At 70.2% G+C, this 16,465-nt stretch carries 6 protein-coding genes; all 6 read left to right on the top strand.

Annotation, left to right across the window (positions count from 1 at the left end; all coding sequences use genetic code 11):
• The first annotated feature begins 28 nt into the window (after positions 1-28).
• Complete coding sequence (locus tag ACFQ9K_RS03825) at positions 29-1,699, top strand: (2,3-dihydroxybenzoyl)adenylate synthase (protein ID WP_378722200.1); 1,671 nt, start codon at positions 29-31, stop codon at positions 1,697-1,699.
• A gap of 105 nt (positions 1,700-1,804) precedes the next feature.
• On the top strand, positions 1,805-4,624 hold the full coding sequence (locus ACFQ9K_RS03820) for an ATP-binding protein (RefSeq protein ID WP_378722201.1): 2,820 nt from the start codon (positions 1,805-1,807) through the stop codon (positions 4,622-4,624).
• 122 nt (positions 4,625-4,746) lie between these two features.
• Positions 4,747-5,757 carry an iron chelate uptake ABC transporter family permease subunit gene (locus tag ACFQ9K_RS03815; RefSeq protein WP_378722202.1) on the top strand — a complete coding sequence of 337 codons (1,011 nt, stop codon included), beginning with the start codon at positions 4,747-4,749 and terminating at the stop codon, positions 5,755-5,757.
• On the top strand, positions 5,754-6,800 hold the full coding sequence (locus ACFQ9K_RS03810) for a FecCD family ABC transporter permease (RefSeq protein WP_378722203.1): 1,047 nt from the start codon (positions 5,754-5,756) through the stop codon (positions 6,798-6,800). The genes ACFQ9K_RS03815 and ACFQ9K_RS03810 overlap by 4 nt, the downstream gene beginning before the upstream one ends.
• An 11-nt stretch (positions 6,801-6,811) precedes the next feature.
• The gene (locus ACFQ9K_RS03805; protein WP_378722204.1) at positions 6,812-7,693 is read left to right on the top strand and encodes an ABC transporter ATP-binding protein; all 882 of its coding nucleotides are present in this window, start codon (positions 6,812-6,814) and stop codon (positions 7,691-7,693) included.
• A gap of 154 nt (positions 7,694-7,847) precedes the next feature.
• Positions 7,848-16,442 (top strand): amino acid adenylation domain-containing protein, encoded by an 8,595-nt coding sequence (locus ACFQ9K_RS03800; RefSeq protein ID WP_378722205.1) that lies wholly within the window; start codon positions 7,848-7,850, stop codon positions 16,440-16,442.
• The last annotated feature ends 23 nt before the right edge of the window (positions 16,443-16,465 follow it).

The raw sequence follows: 16,465 nt of genomic DNA, 5'->3' as shown, positions 1-16,465 counted from the left end.
AACCTTAATTTCTGATAGAAGTAAATCAATGACGTTTCGGCTAGAAGGAGTGCCAGTGCCGTCTCAATCCGACCTAACCCCTTGGCCCACAACCGAAGTCGAGCAATATCGCGCGTTGGGGTACTGGACCGGGGAGACCTTCGGCGACATGCTCAGCGCCCGCGCCGCGGCGACGCCGGACGCGATTGCCGTGGTAGACGACCGAAACCGATGGACCTACGCGCAACTGGAGACGCGCGCCACTTCACTCGCTGCCGGGTTCGCGAACCTCGGCGTGCAGCCGGGTGACCGCGTACTGGTCCAGCTGCCCAATATCGCCGAGTTCGTCGAGGTGATCTTCGGGCTCTTCTACGCGGGTGCGCTGCCGGTCTTCTGCCTGCCCGCGCACCGTCAGTCCGAGCTGATCCCGATCGCGCAGGCCAGCGGCGCGGTGGCGATGGTCACCTGTCATCACCACCAGAAGTTCAACCACGCAACGCTTTCCGCGATCCTGCGGGACAACTCCGCCGCGCTGCGGCACCTGATCATCGTCCCTGACCAGCAGGGCGCCGCGCTGCCCGGCGGCACGCACGCGCTCGACGACCTGCGCGCCGAACCACGCGAGCTGCCGCGGGTGGACGCCGCCGACGTCGCGTTCCTGCAACTGTCCGGCGGCAGCACCGGGACGCCGAAGCTCATCCCGCGCACCCACGACGACTACCTCTACAGCGTGCGCCGCAGCGTCGAGCTGTGTGAACTCGACAGCAGCAGCGTCTACCTCGCGGCGTTGCCGGTGGCACACAACTTCCCCATGAGTTCGCCGGGCATCCTGGGCGCGCTGGTCGCGGGCGGCACCGTGGCGATGGCCATCGATCCCTCCCCCACCACCGCGTTCAGCGCGATCGAGCGGTTCGGCGTCACCATCACCGGACTGGTCCCGCCGCTGGCCCGGCTGTGGGTCGAACGCGCGGAAGCCAGTACCAAATACGACATCTCGAGCCTGCGGGTGCTGCTCGTCGGCGGCGCGCGCTGCCCGGACGAGCTGGCCCGCCGCATCCGCCCCGCGCTCGGCGCGACGTTGCAGCAGGTGTTCGGCATGGCCGAGGGCCTGGTCTGCTACACCCGGCTCGACGATCCGGAGGAGGTGGTGCTGGCCACCCAGGGTCGCCCGATGTCCCCGCACGATCAGGTCGCGGTGGTCGACGAGCAGGGCAACCACGTCCCGCCCGGCACCGATGGCCTGCTGATCACCAAGGGGCCGTACACAATTCGCGGGTACTACCGCAACCCCGAGGCCAACGCGTCCTCGTTCACCGCGGACGGCTGGTACCGCACCGGCGACGTGGTGAACCTGCGCCCGGACGGCAACCTGGTGGTCAAGGGCAGGCTCGGCGACCGGGTCAACCGCGGCGGCGAGAAGATCTCCGCCGAGGAGATCGAGGCACACCTGCTCGACCACCCGCTGATTCGCGACGCGATCGTCGTCTCGGTGCCGGACGAACGCCTCGGCGAGCGCAGTTGCGTCTTCGTGCTGGCCGCCGACCCCGCCACGCCGCCGGCGCTCGGCCAGATCCGCCAGTTCGTCCGCGAGCGCGGCGTGGCCACCTGGAAGATCCCCGACCTGCTCCAGGTCGTGGACAGCTTCCCGGAAACCAGCGTCGGCAAGATCAGCCGCCGCTCCCTGCGCGCCGCGCTTACCGCCCAGGCCGCCGCGACCTGACCCGCACGCCAGCCGGTCGCCGCGCACGACGTCGCCGTCCTTCGCGCCGTGCGCGGTACCGCTGAGCCCGTCCGCCATCGACGGACCAGGCATTATCGTGTGTGGGTGCGTAGCGAGACCGGCGGTGGCGAGGACGTTTCGCCGCGGGCGTTATTCGTGACCAGGTTGACCGAACTCTGGGAGGCCGCGGGCAATCCCACCCTGCAACGAGTCGCGGACACCACCCAAGCACGACTCAAAGCCACCCGCACCCCAGCACAAAACCAGCGTTCCTCGATGCAACGCATCAGCGACTGGCGCAGCGGACGCAACGTCCCCTCCCGCTTCGAAGCACTGGACCCGGTACTGGTGACCCTGATCGCCCTCACCCGCCAGACACCCGGCCCGGTCCCCTCCGTCCTGACCAACCGAACGACATGGCGACGAGTCTGGAAAGCCGCCAGCACCCAACCCCTACGCCCGGCAGTCCTGACCTCCCTCCGCCGCGACGTTCCGATGTTCCTCGGCCGCGACACCGAACTACAACGAATCCTCGACGCCGCCGAGCCGGGCCGAGTCGTGTCCATCCACACCATCGACGGCATGCCCGGCATCGGCAAAACCGCGCTGGTCACCCGCGCGGCACATCTGCTGTCAGACAAGTTCCCCGACGGCCGATACTTCGTCGAACTGAACTCCCACACCCCAGGCCAAGCCCCCGCCGACCCCGCCGAGGTCTTGGCCACCCTGCTCACCGGCCTCGGCATCGCCCCCAACCACATCCCCGACACCCTCACCGCACGCCGAGACCTCTGGCGCGACCGCACCGCCACCAAACAAATCCTGCTCATCCTCGACGACGCCCGCGACCACGACCAGATCGAACCACTGCTACCCACCGGCCCCCGACCCCTCACCCTGATCACCAGCCGCCGCCGACTCATCGCCCTCGACAACGCCTTCCCCCTGCCCCTCGACACCCTCGACCCCGACAACGCCGCAAACCTGTTCTGCCAACTGGCCCAACGCAAACCCTGCGACGACGACCACGCCGCAATCGCCGACATCGTCCAGCTGTGCGGATACCTACCCCTGGCCATCGTGCTCCTCGCCGGCCGCCTCGCCCACCACCCCGCATGGACACTCACCAGCCTGGCCGACGAATTCCGCACCACCCAACACCGACTCGACGAACTCGACACAGGCCAACGAGCAGTCCGCGCCGCCTTCACCGCCTCCTACGACAACCTCCCACCCGACAGACAACGCCTGTTCCGCACCCTCGGCCTGCACCCCGGCACCGACTTCGACGCCCACGCCGTCGCCGCATTGAACGACACACCCCTCACCGAAACCCGAACCCACCTCGACGCCCTCTACACCGACAACCTCATCCACGAAACCACCCCCGGCCGATACCACTTACACGACCTGGTGCGCGAATACGCCCGCGCCCTCGACCCGACCGGCGGCTCCGAACCCACGCGGCGACTACTGGACTACTACCGCAACACCGCCGCCGCAGCGGACCGATGGCTGACCCGAAGACCCCACCCCGCCGACGGCAACCGTGCGCCCGGTGCCCCGGTGCGGGAATTCGACGACGGGGCACAGGCGCTGGCGTGGCTGCGCACCGAGCGAGCCAACCTGCTCGCCTGCATCGAGCACACCGCCGGTGATGATCCCGCGCGCATGGTCGATCTGACCGAGGCACTCGCGGAACTGCTGGAGCGCGAAGGACCGTGGTCGTCGGCCCTGCGGCTGCACCGGCGCGCCGTCGCGGCCGCGGACCGCATCGGCAACCGCCTCGGCCAGGCCAACGCCCTCACCAATCTCGGCACCCTCCAGTGGCAGACCGGGAACTACGACCAGGCCGCCGACCTGCTCCGGCAGGCGCGAACCCTGTACCGCGAGAACGGCTACCCCATCGGTGAGGCCGACGCCCTGGCCAATCTCGGCGGCTTCCACCGATACGCCGGTGACCTCGGGCAGGCCGCCGACCTACTGCGGCAGGCGCGAACCCTGTACCACGAGAACGACTATCCGTTGGGCGAGGCAGGCACGCTGATCCGACTCGGCGGCCTGCTCCGCGACAACGGGGACCCGCGCCAGGCCGCGGACCTGATCCAGCAGGCCCTGGCGCTGTTCCGCGCCACCGGCTCCGCCCTCGGCGAGGCCGACGCCCTCGGATTCCTGGGCAGCGTGCGCCGCGAAACCGGGGACTATCGCGAGGCCGGCGACCTGTTCCGGCAAGCGACGACGCGGTTCCGGGAATTCGGGCACCGCAGAAGCGAAGCCCGCTGGATCGGCAACCTCGGCCTGGTCTGCCGGGATACCGGGGACTACGAGCAGGCCGCCGAGGTGATCCAGCAGGCCTTGGCTCTGTTCCAGGACATCGGCCACCGGCTCGGCGAAGCGATCAACCTCAACAATCTCGCCACCGTGTACCAGCGAACCCGGAACCATGAGCAGGCAGCCGAACTCTCCCGGCAAGCCCTGATCTTCTTCCGGGACATCGGCTATCGCATCGGCGAGGCCGAAGCACTCGCCAACCTGGGGGCGGTGTACCGGGAAACCGGGAAGAACGCGGCGGCCGCCGATCTGTCCCGGCAGGCCTTGGCCTTGTTCCGGGAGATCGGCTACCGCGTCGGCGAAACCGAAGCACTGAACAACTGCGCGACGGTGCTGCTGGCGACCGGCGACCTCGGCGAGGCGTCGGCGATGTTCACCGACGCGCTGACCCTGGCCAGCGCCATCGGCAACCGAATCGAGCAGGCCCGCGCCCTGGACGGTACCGCCCGCTGCCAGGCGGCCCTCGGCAACACCGCCGGCGCCGCCGCTCGGCTGGGCCGGGCCATCGAGCTCTACCGCCGCCTCGGCGTGCCCGAAACCGACTCCGCGACAACCTATCTCGCTACGCTCGAAGCCTCAGTTCAGCCCGGGTGAGAGCTCGTCTGCCGGTATACCGTCGCACTGGCGATTACAACCGAATGGGTTCACGCGCTAGGGTAGGCAAACCTAAATAACACCTCGCCCGTCTCAGCTCGGAATCGTGGAGAAATTACCAGATGGAAGGTACGCGCGCACGGACCAGGCGCTGGCCGGGGTGGCTGCTGGCGGCGGCCGTCCTGGTGGCCGCCTGTGTGCTCAGCCTCATGATCGGTACCAAGGCGATTCCGGCCGGGCAGGTATGGGATGCGCTGTGGGGTTCCGACGGGTCGGCGGACGCGCTGGTCGTCACCGAGTATCGGGTGCCGCGCACACTGCTCGGCCTGCTCGCCGGAGTGGCGCTGGGCGTGGCCGGGTGCCTCATGCAAGGGCTGACGCGCAATCCGCTGGCCGATCCGGGGCTGCTCGGCATCAATGCCGGAGCGGCCTTCGTCATCGCGATGGCGGTCTCGTTCCTGGGCGTCACCGAGATCACGTCGTACGTGTGGTTCGGGTTCGCCGGCGCCGCGGCCGCGTCGGTAGTGGTGTACCGGCTGGGCACCGCGGGCAGGCAGGGGACGGATCCGGTCCGGCTGACGCTGGCCGGGGTCGCGATCACGGCCGTGCTCTCCGGACTCACCAAGGGGTTGATGCTGCTGGACCCCAAGGCCTTCGACCACATGCGGAACTGGGACGCCGGATCGTTGACCGGGCGCGGTCACGACGTCATCGCCGGCGCGGCGCCATTCATTCTCCTGGGCCTGGTGGCGGCGGTGATCGCCGCGCGCTCGCTCAACGCCGTCGCCCTCGGCGACGACCTCGCCCACGCGCTCGGCGTGCACGTCGGGCGGACCCGGCTGCTCACCGTCACCGCGCTCACCCTGCTGTGCGGCACCGCGACCGCGGCGGTGGGTCCGATCACCTTCGTCGGCCTGGCCGTGCCGCATATCGCGCGCTGGATCGTCGGACCGGACCAGCGCTGGATCGTCGGCTACTCCCTGCTGCTCGGGCCGATTCTGGTGCTGGGCGCGGATACGCTGGGACGCATCATCATTCGGCCCGACGAAGTGGCGGCCGGATTGGTGACCGCCTTCCTCGGGGCGCCCGTCCTGATCTGGCTGGCGCGGCGGCCCCGGGTGAGTGCGCAATGACCGCCATCGATTTCGGCCACTCGGTGCTGGTGCTCCGAACCCGCCGCCTCGCCGCCCGGGTGAGCGTTCGCACCGTGGTGGTGTGCGCGATGCTCATCGTCGCGGCGCTGGCCGTGGCCGTATTGTCGCTCGGCACCGGCGATTACCCGATTCCTCCCGATCGGGTGCTGCGGGCGCTGTTCGTCGGGGATCAGCGTTTCGACCGGCTCGTGGTGTGGGACTGGCGATTTCCGCGCGTGGTGCTGGCTCTCGCGCTGGGCGCGGCGCTGGGCGTGAGCGGCGCGATCCTGCAATCGGTGACCCGCAATCCGCTCGGCAGCCCGGACCTGATCGGCTTCAACACCGGCGCTTACACCGGCGCGCTCGTCGTCATGCTGGTGCTGGGCGGCGGCGGGTTCGAGACCTCGGCGGGTGCGTTCCTCGGCGGATTGGCCGCGGCCCTGGCCATTCAGCTGCTGGCTTTCCGGCACAACGTCACCGGCTTCCGGCTCATCATCGTGGGCATCGGCGTCAGCGCCATGCTGGCCTCGGTCAATACCTGGCTCATTCTGCGCGCCGACCTCGCCGCCGCCACCTCGGCGGCCGCCTGGGGGGCCGGCTCACTGAGCGGGGCCACCTCGGCACAGGTCGCGCCCGCGCTCATCCTGCTGGCGGTGCTGGCGGTGGCGGCCGTCGCGATCGCGCCTCGCTTGCAGATCCTGGAATTGGGCGACGATCTGGCGCAGGCGTTCGGCGTCCGGGCCGGACGCGACCGCCTGCTGCTGATCGTGCTGAGCGTCGCGTTCTGTTCCGTCGCCACGGCCATCGCCGGGCCCATCGCGTTCTTGGCCTTGGCCGCACCGCAATTGGGCCGCCGCCTGGCCCGCACGGCCTCCACCGCATTGGCTCCGGCCGCTGCCATGGGTGCACTGCTGTTGGTGACCTGCGACTGGATCGCGCAACGGCTGTTCGCGCCCACGGCGCTTCCGGTCGGCGTCGTCACGGTATCGGTGGGCGGGCTGTATCTGGCGTATGTGCTTGTCGCCGAGGCGAGACGGAAGTAGGGGAAGCGACGATGAACGACAAACACCGCGCCGGAACAGAATTGGCCGCCGACGGCGCGCTGGCACAGACGAACGGCCACGGCGTATCGACGGATCGGGTCCGGCTGCGGGCCGATCAGGTGCGCCTCGGCTATCGCGGCCGGACCATCAGCGACCACCTCTCGGTCGACATCCCCGACGGCGCCTTCACCGTGATCATCGGCCCCAATGCCTGCGGGAAGTCCACCCTGTTGCGCGCGCTGGCCCGGTTGCTCACCCCGGAAGACGGCGCCGTGCTGCTCGACGGCAAGGCCATCACCGCCTACCCGGCCAAAGAGGTGGCCCGCCGCATCGGCCTGCTCCCCCAGTCCTCCACCGCTCCGGACGGCATCCGGGTCGCGGATCTGGTCGCGCGCGGCCGCTATCCGCACCAGACCCTGCTCCGCCAGTGGTCGCGGGCGGACGAGGCCGCGGTCACCGCGGCCATGGCGGCCACCGGAGTCACCGACCTGTCCGCCCGTTCGGTGGACGAACTGTCCGGCGGCCAGCGCCAACGCGTCTGGATCGCCATGGTGCTGGCGCAGGAGACGCCGATCATCCTGCTCGACGAGCCGACCACCTACCTGGATATCGCCCATCAGATCCAGCTGCTGGATCTCTGCCGCTCCTTGAACCGGGAATCCGGCCGGACCGTGGTCGCCGTCCTGCACGATCTGAACCACGCCTTCCGCTACGCCGATCACCTCATCGCCATGCGGGACGGTCGGGTGATCGCCGCCGGTGCGCCGCGCGAGATCGCCACCGCCGAACTGGTGCGCGCGGTCTTCGCCCTCGGCTGCCGCATCATCGACGACCCGGAAACCGGTACGCCACTGGTGATTCCGCTCGCCGAAAACGCGGCGGGCGAGAGCTGATCCGGCGACCGGCAGCGGCCTCTCCGGTACGCCGGGGCATGATTTCCTCTTGGAATTAATGTTAGGCTAACCTTCCCTTTGTCCTCCTTGTCGGGTCTCATCGCGCCGCGCGGACCGAGGGAGGGGTCAATACGTCGGTGGTGAAGGAGTTGCTGTGGGCCTGGTGGAACGGGACGACACGGGCGCAGGTCATCCCGGATTGCCGCTCACCGGAGCGCAACTGGGCATCTGGAACGCCCAGCGCCTCGATCCCGAGTCGCTCAGCTACCTGGTCGGCGAGGTGCTCGAGATCTCCGCGTCCGAGACCATCGACGTGACGTTGCTGGACACCGCCATCCGCCGCACCATCGCCGAGACCGACACCATGCGGCTGCGGTTCAGCGACACCGCCGACGGCCCGCGTCAGCGGATCACCGACCTGGAACCGGAACTGCGACCGCTCATCGACCTGCGCGACGAGACCGACCCGATCGCCACCGCGCACCGGCTGGTCGCGGCCGAACGCGAACGGGCCGCCACCGATTGCCGCACCATGGTCGACCGGCAGCTGTACACCTACACGCTGCTGCGACTCACCGACCGCGACGTGTGGTGCATCCAGCTCTACCACCATCTGATCATCGACGGATACAGCGCGGCCATGGTGTCGCGCCGGGTAGCCGCGCACTACACCGCGTTGCGCCAGGGCAGCGACGTGCCGCCGCCGAAGTGGGGCTCGTTCCGGACGCTCGTCGCGGAAGACCTCGAATACCGTGCCAGCCAGGCCCATCGGCACGACCGCGACTACTGGCGGGATCGGCTCACCCCGCTACCGTCGCTGGACGGACGTGGCGCCGCGCCGGAGGGAATTGTCGAGCAGACCCACGAGGCGCGTGCCGTCCTCGACGCCGATCTGGTGACACGCATCAAGGCGGCGGCCGCCGCGACCGGCATCACCTGGGCCGACGTGCTCGTCGCCGGTTATGCGGGATTCGTGCATCGGTTGCTCGGGGAGACCGACGTGGTCATCGCCCTGCCGGTGATGGCCCGGGTCGGCAAGGTCGCGCTCACCACACCGTCCATGGCGGTCAATGTGCTGCCGCTGCGGATTCCGGTGTCCGGCCAGGACCGGCTGGGCGAGCTCGGCAAGCGGGTGGCCGACGCGCTGCGCGAGGTGCGTGCCCACCAGCGTTTCCGCGGTGAGGACTTGGCGCGCGAATTCGGCGGCACCCAGACCGGCGCGCTGCTGCACGGCATCGGCATCAATCTGAAGGCATTCGACTTCACCCTCGATTTCGACGGTGCCACAGGCATTCTGCGCAATGTCGCCGGTGGTCCGCCGGAGGACCTCGGCCTGACCGTCACGCCGCTCGCCCAGGATCGGATCCAGCTCGGGTTCGAGGTAGACGCGCGGTCGCTCGACGCCGAGACGGTGCACCGCCGGATGGCCGCACTGGTCCGGATGATCACCGAACTGGTCGACGACGCGGACCGGCGGATCGGCGCGATCACCCTGTATCCGGCCGAGATCGGCGCGCGGATCGCCGTCGAGCGGGCCGGCGCGCCCTTGCCCGGGCACCCCGCGGACGCGGTCGAGATCTTCGATCGGATGGTCGCCGCGCGCCCGGACGACATCGTGCTGGTCGGCGGCCGCGAGCAGGTCACCGCGGCCGACCTGGGTGCGCGGGTACACCGGCTGGCGCGATATCTGCGCGGCCGGGGCGTCGGTCCCGAGGACATCGTCGGCATCGCGCTGCCCCGCACCGTGGAGATCGTGGTCGCCCTGCTCGCGGTGCGGCATGCGGGCGCGGCCTACCTCATGCTGGATCTGGGGCATCCGGCGCAGCGGCTCGCCGACATCGTCGACGACGCCGCACCGGTACTGATCCTGACCGGCGACGACCGTGGCGAAGCGGTTTTCGCCGATCGATGCGACCAGCTGATCCGGTTGTCGGACAGCGCGATTCGGGAAGCCGTCGCCGAGTTCGCGAGCGGTCCCCTGGCCGAGGCCGAACTCGGCGCGCCGCGCTCGGACGCACATCTCGCCTATCTGGTGTACACCTCCGGCTCCACCGGAAAGCCCAAGGGCGTCCAGATCACCTGCGGCGCACTGGCGCAGTTGCTCCAGCACCACCGCTCGCTCGACTACGCCGAGGCCGCCGCGCGAGCCGGCGGGCGGCAGTTGCACGTTGCCCACACCTACTCCTTCGCCTTCGACGCGGCGCTGGACCAGTTGCTCTGGCTATGGTGCGGCCACCGGATCTACCTGTACGACAACGACATTCAAAAGGACGCCGCCGCGCAGGTCGCCGCCTTCGCCGCGGACCGGATCGACGTCGTCGACACCACTCCGTCCATGGCGACCGCGCTGATCGACAACGGGTTGCTCGACGGCGCGCACCGCCCCGGGCTGCTGCTGCTCGGCGGCGAGGCGACCCCGCCCGCGCTGTGGTCGGCGATCGTCGCGTCGGAGGTGCCCGCCCGCAATATGTACGGCCCGACGGAGGCGACGGTCGACGCGCTCAGTGCGCCCCTTTCCGGTGCGGTGCCGCACGTCGGCCGCCCGCTGGCCGGCACCCGCGCCTACCTGCTGGACGGCGGGCTGCAACCGGTGCCCGACGGCGAAATCGGCGAGTTGTACTTGGCTGGAACACAATTGGCACGCGGCTACCTCGGCCGCGCCGCACTGACGGCCGACCGCTTCGTCGCCGACCCGTTCGCGGCGGGTGAGCGCATGTACCGCACCGGCGACCGGGCGCGCTGGCTGCCCGGCCAGGGCTACGACTATCTGGGCCGCGCCGACCAGCAGATCAAGGTGCGCGGCTATCGCGTGGAATTGGGTGAGGTCGAGGCGGCGCTCGGTGCGCTGCCCGGCGTGGCCGCCGCGGCGGCCACCGTCCGAAAGACCGGCGACAGCACCCGATTGGTGGGCTATCTGGTCCCGGAGGCGGGCGGAACCCTCGACGCCGATCAGTTGCGGCACCGGTTGACCACCATGGTGCCCGACCACCTGATCCCATCGGTGCTGGTGCCGCTCGACGCGCTGCCGACCACCGTGAACGGCAAGCTCGACCGAGCGGCACTCCCTGCGCCCCAACTGGTTTCAACGGGACGACCGCCCCGCACCGAGCCGGAGCGCGCGGTCTGCGCTGTGGTCGCCGAGGTGCTGGGCGTGGCGCGGGTCAACGCCACCGACGACTTCTTCGGGCTCGGCGGCGACAGCATCACCGCCATCGGCGTGAGCAGCCGATTGCGCGCCCTCGGATTGGCCGTCCAGCCGAAAACCCTGCTCGCCCAGCGCGATCTGGCCACCGTCGCCGCCGCTGCCCAACCCGTGACACACGGGGCCGACGCCGCGGCGCCGGACGAGGCCACCGGCCCGGTCCCGATTCCGCCCCTGGTCGGCGCTCTGCTGGAAGCCAACCCCGGCGGCCGCGGCATCGCCGGATACGCCCAGTGGACCGCGCTGACCCTGCACGAGGACGTCTCCCTCGACCACCTGATCACGGGCCTGCAAACCCTGCTCGACCGCCACGACGCGTTGCGGCTGGTGTTCGACGCAACCGACGCCGACCCCGGACTGGCGGTCGCGGAGGTCGGCGCGGTACGCGCGGCCGATCTGGTCCGCGAGATAGCGCTCCACCACCAGCAAACGGCGAACACGCCCGCTTCTGTCTCTGATTCTCGTGACCCACACGGAGATTCTCGTGACCCACACGGAACATCGGCGGAATCCGACGCGGCGCTCGTCGAACAGGTCGCGGCGGAGCTGTCGACGGAATTGGATCCAGCCGCGGGCGTCGAGATCCGGGCCGCGCTGGTCCGGATGGGGCCGGACGACGCCGACCGGCTCGTCCTCGTCGCCAATCATCTTGTGGTCGACGGTGTTTCGTGGCGCATCCTGGTACCCGAGCTGTACGAGGCGTGCGTGGCGGCGCGTGCCGGACGCCCGGCACGACTACCGGCCAAGGGCAGTTCATGGCGACGGCACGCCACGCTGCTCGCCGAGGCCGGCGCGACCGGCGGATATCGCCGCGAACTGGCGCACTGGCAGCAGGTCCTCGGCGCAGGCCCGGTCGCGGCGCTGGGCGATCGGCCGCTCGACCACGGCCTCGATCTCGTCGAAAGCGCCGACCGCAGTAGGACTTTCGCCGCACCGGAGATCTCCGACGCATTGCTGACCACCCTGCCCGCCGCCTACCGGGCGAAGACCGACGACGTGCTGCTCGCCGCCCTCATGCTCGCGATCAATGCCTGGCGGCACGAGCGCGGCGAGGCCCTGGAAGCGGGCAGGCCGGTCACGGTCGAGGGGCACGGGCGCGAATCTCTCGGCGCGGATACCGATTTCGCGGGCACCATCGGCTGGTTCACCAGCGAGTACCCGGTGTGGACGCCCGCGACGGGTATCGACGACCCGGACGGGCTCGCCGACGCCCTGGCCGGCGGCGCGGCGGCCGGCCGGCTGTTGCGCGCGGTCAAGGAGGCCAAGCGGGCGGTCCCCGGCAACGGGGTCGGCTACGGCGTGCTGCGCAGGCAAGACCCGGAGACCGCACCGCTGCTCGGTTCGCGGCGGGCGCCCGAGGTGCTGCTCAATTACCTCGGCCGCTTCGGCGGGGGCGCCGCCATCGGCTGGAGTCTGCCCGAACACGATGCCTTCGCGGTGACCGAACCGCCGGAAAAGGCACTGACGGAGGTACTTTCGCTCAATGTCTTTGTGCACGAAGGCACGACCGCACAGTCGGGTGCACCCAGGATCGCCGTGGAGTGGACGGCCGCGAGCCGGATTCTCGGCGCCGAGGCCGTCGCCCGGTTGCAGCGCCACTGGGAGGTCGCGCTGGAGGCCTTCGCCACCCACGCGGTGCTGTACCAGGGCGGCCTGACGCCGTCGGATTGCCCGGGCACGGGCGTGTCGCAGGACGTCATCGACACGCTGGAGGCCGCACACGGCCCGCTGGCCGAGCTGTTGCCGCTCTCGCCGTTGCAGGAAGGGCTGCTGTTCCACGCGATTCGGGATGGCGCGGCGGATGTGTACACCTTGACCGCACGGGTCGATCTGCACGGCCCGGTCGACGGACCGCGGCTGTCGGCGGCCTTCGACACGGTGGTGCGCCGCCACCCCAATATGGCGGCGGCCTTCCATTACGCGGGTTTGGATCAGCCGGTCCAGGCGATGCCGCGCGCGGCGCGCATGCCGTGGCGGGAGGTCGACCTCTCCGGACTGCCGCCGCGGGCCGCGGTCGCCGCCGCGGAGCGGCTGGCGGCCGAGGCGACCCGGCACCGGTTCGTGGTCGATCGGTCGCCGATGTTGCGCGCCATGCTGATTCGCCTGCCGGACCACGAGCACCGGCTGGTGCTCAATGCCCACCACCTGATCATCGACGGCTGGTCCACGCCGATCGTGCTGCGCGAATTGCTCGCCGCCTATCACGGTGACGAGTTGCCCGCCCCGGCACGGTACCGCGACTATCTCGCCTGGATCGGCGCACGGGACCACGGCGCGGTGCGCACCGCGTGGGCGCGCCGGCTGGCCGGGCTCACCGCACCGACTCTGGTGCGGGAGAACACCTTCCGCGAGAGCGAGTTCTCGCAGCGACCGATACCGCTCGGCCGGGAGCTCGCGGCGGCGCTCACCGACCTCGGCCGTCGCCACGGCCTCACCATGAACACCCTCGTGCAGGGCGCGTGGGCGGTCGCGCTGGCCGGACTCACCGGTCGCACCGATGTGGTGTTCGGCGCGACCGTCTCCGGGCGGCCCGCCGAGCTGGCCGGGGTGGAGGCCATGGTCGGGCTGTTCACCAATACCGTTCCGGTGCGGTGCGCGCTGGACCCGCAGCGGGGTCTGCTCGATCAGCTGGCCGACCTGCAGGAAAAGCAGTTCGCCATGCAGGAATTCGATCACGCCGGGCTGGCGGAGATCGAGCGCATCGCCGGGATCGGGCAGCTGTTCGACACCCTTGTGGTGTTCGAGAACTTCCCCAATTCCGGGGCCCGGCAACCGGAATCACATGAGGTGCGATTGGGCGCGTTCCACAACCACGGTGCCACGCACTACCCGATGACGCTGGTCGCGCCGCCCGCCGCTGAACTGGAGCTGCTGATCGGCTACGACCGGGGCGGTATCACCGACGCGACGCTGGGGTGGATCGCCGACCGGGTCGCCGCGATCCTGACCGAGCTCACCGTCCGGTCTGATGTGCGCGTCGCGGAGTTCCTCGACCACCCTGTCCAGCAGCAGGTTTCGCCCCGCGGCACGACCCTGGCCGACTGGGGTACGGCGGTCGATCCAGGCGCACCCGCCATCACCGCCGACGGCGTGACCATCGACTTCCGGGAATTCGACGCCAGAGCCAACAGCCTCGCGCGGCGCTTGATCGCGCAGGGCGTCGGACCGGAATCGGTGGTGGCGGTGACGATTCCGCGCACCGTCGACGCGGTGGTCGCCGCGCACGCGATCTGCCGGGCGGGCGGGGTATACCTGCCGATCGACGCCGAACAACCCGCGCAACGCATCGAGCGGATCCTCGAGACCGCGGCACCAACGGTGGTACTGGACTCGCTCGACGGGTTCGAGGTCGGCGAGTTCTCGACGGCCGCGCTCACCGATGCCGACCGGATCGCGCCGTTGCGGCCGGCCAACTCCGCGTACCTGCTGTTCACCTCGGGATCCACCGGCATGCCCAAGGGCGTGACCGTCTCGCACGCGGCGATCATCAACACCTTCGAGTGGTTGCAGCGGCTGGATCGGTTCGGGCCCGGTGACACCGTGCTGTACCGGACACCGCCGGTGTTCGACGCGTCGCTGCTGGAGATCTTCCTGCCGCTGCACGTCGGCGCGCGGATCGTGCTGACCCGGCCGAACGGCCATCGCGACCCCTACTATCAGGCCCGGCTCATGCGCGAGGAGCGGGTAACCGCCATCCAGATGACCAGCTCCATGCTGACGGTGCTCGCCGAGGAAGCCGATCTGACCGGGTACACCGACCTGCGCTGCGTCTACACCGGCGGGGAGGCGCTGCCGCCCGCGACCGCGCAGCGGATGCGGGCGCTGACCGGAACCGTGGTGCACAACCTCTACGGCCCGACCGAGGCCGCCGTGTGCATCACCCATCACGAGACCGTCGACGCCGACCTGCTGTCGGTGCCCATCGGTGTCCCGCCCACCGGATGCGGGGTGCGAGTGCTGGACGAACGGCTGCGGCCGGTGGCCGCGGGCACCATCGGCGATCTGTACCTCACCGGTACCCAGCTGGCGCGTGGGTATCTGTCCAGGCCGGACCTGACCGCCGCGGCGTTTGTCGCGGACCCGTCCGGAAACGGCGAGCGGATGTACCGCACCGGCGATCTGGTGAAGTGGAACGCGGCGGGCGAACTCGACTACGTCGGGCGCGCGGACAGCCAGGTCAAGCTGCGCGGACAGCGCATCGAACTCGGCGACATCGAATCGGCGCTGCTCACCTGCGCGGGCGTGGCGACCGCCGTGGTGCTGCTGCGCGAGGACGCCCCGGGCGACCAGCGTCTGGCCGCGTACCTCATCCCCGGCTTCGGCGTCGAGCTCGACCTGGCGGGCGTGCGCGAGCAATTGCGAACACTGCTGCCCGCCTACATGATTCCCGCGGCGTTCCTGGTGCTCGACCATATTCCGCGCACCTCCAGCGACAAGATCGATCGCAAGGCGCTGCCCGTCCCGACCTACGAGGCGGACTCGGGCGCGGCGGAGGCGCCGTCCAGCGGGGAAGTCACGGCACCCGTGCCCTCGGGTGTAGTCACCGCCGCGCCCGTGGCCGCGCCAGGTACGGCAGACCGGGCCGACGGAATTCGCGCGGCCATGGCCGCGGTGCTGTCGCTACCCGAATTCGCCGCCGACGACGACTTCTTCGCGGCGGGCGGGCATTCGCTCAGCGCGGTCCGGCTGGTCGGACGGCTCGGGCGCGCGGGCGTCGCGGCGACCCTCGACGACGTGTTCGCGGCTCCGACACCGCGGGCCCTGGCGGCGCGGCTCGGGGCCACCGAACCCGGCACGGCCGTGGTGACCGATGGGCTCGCCCTGCTGGGCAGCCGCCTCGATCACGTGCTGCCATTGCGGACCCGCGGCACGGCCGCACCCCTGTTCTGCGTGCACCCGGTGGGTGGCACGGCCTGGCAATTCGGCCCGCTGGCCACGCTGCTGCGGGCCGACCGGCCGATCATCGGCTTGCAGCTGCCGACCCTGAGCGACCCCGCCTTCGAGGTGGCCACCCTGGATGAGCTGGCGCGGCACTATCTGCGCACCATTCGCCGGATCCAGCCGCAGGGGCCGTATCACCTGCTGGGTTACTCGCTCGGCGGCAATATCGTGCATGCGCTGGCGGCCGCGCTGGAGGCCGACGGTGACGCCGTCGCCTATGCCGGCCTCGTGGATTCGCATCCGCTGTCCAATCTCACCGAGCGGGCCGAACAGAGTCTCGCGGATCCGGCGCAGCTGGATCGGCTGCTCCCCGAAATCCCGGAGGACGCACCGGAACTCGCGGCCGCCATTCGTGGCGCCGCCACCGTGCTGCTGCGCCTGGTCATCCGCTCCGAGACGCCGCGATACCGCGGGCCGATGGCCCTGTACTCCGGTGACACCGGTACCGAACCCGCACGCGCCGAAGCCCAGATGACGGGCTGGCAGGCGGCGGGCGCCCGGCTCGTGGTGCGCCGGCTTCCCTACTCGCACTTCGACATCGTGTCCCCCACGGGCTGGACCGAAGTCGCGGCGCTGCTCGACGTGGATCCCCGGATCCGCGCCTGACCTCCCCTCAACAAGAAAGAAAA

It is taken from the genome of Nocardia sp. NPDC056564, from assembly GCF_042793755.1.
GTDB lineage: Bacteria > Actinomycetota > Actinomycetes > Mycobacteriales > Mycobacteriaceae > Nocardia.
This window is presented reverse-complemented; position numbering and strand designations above follow the sequence as displayed.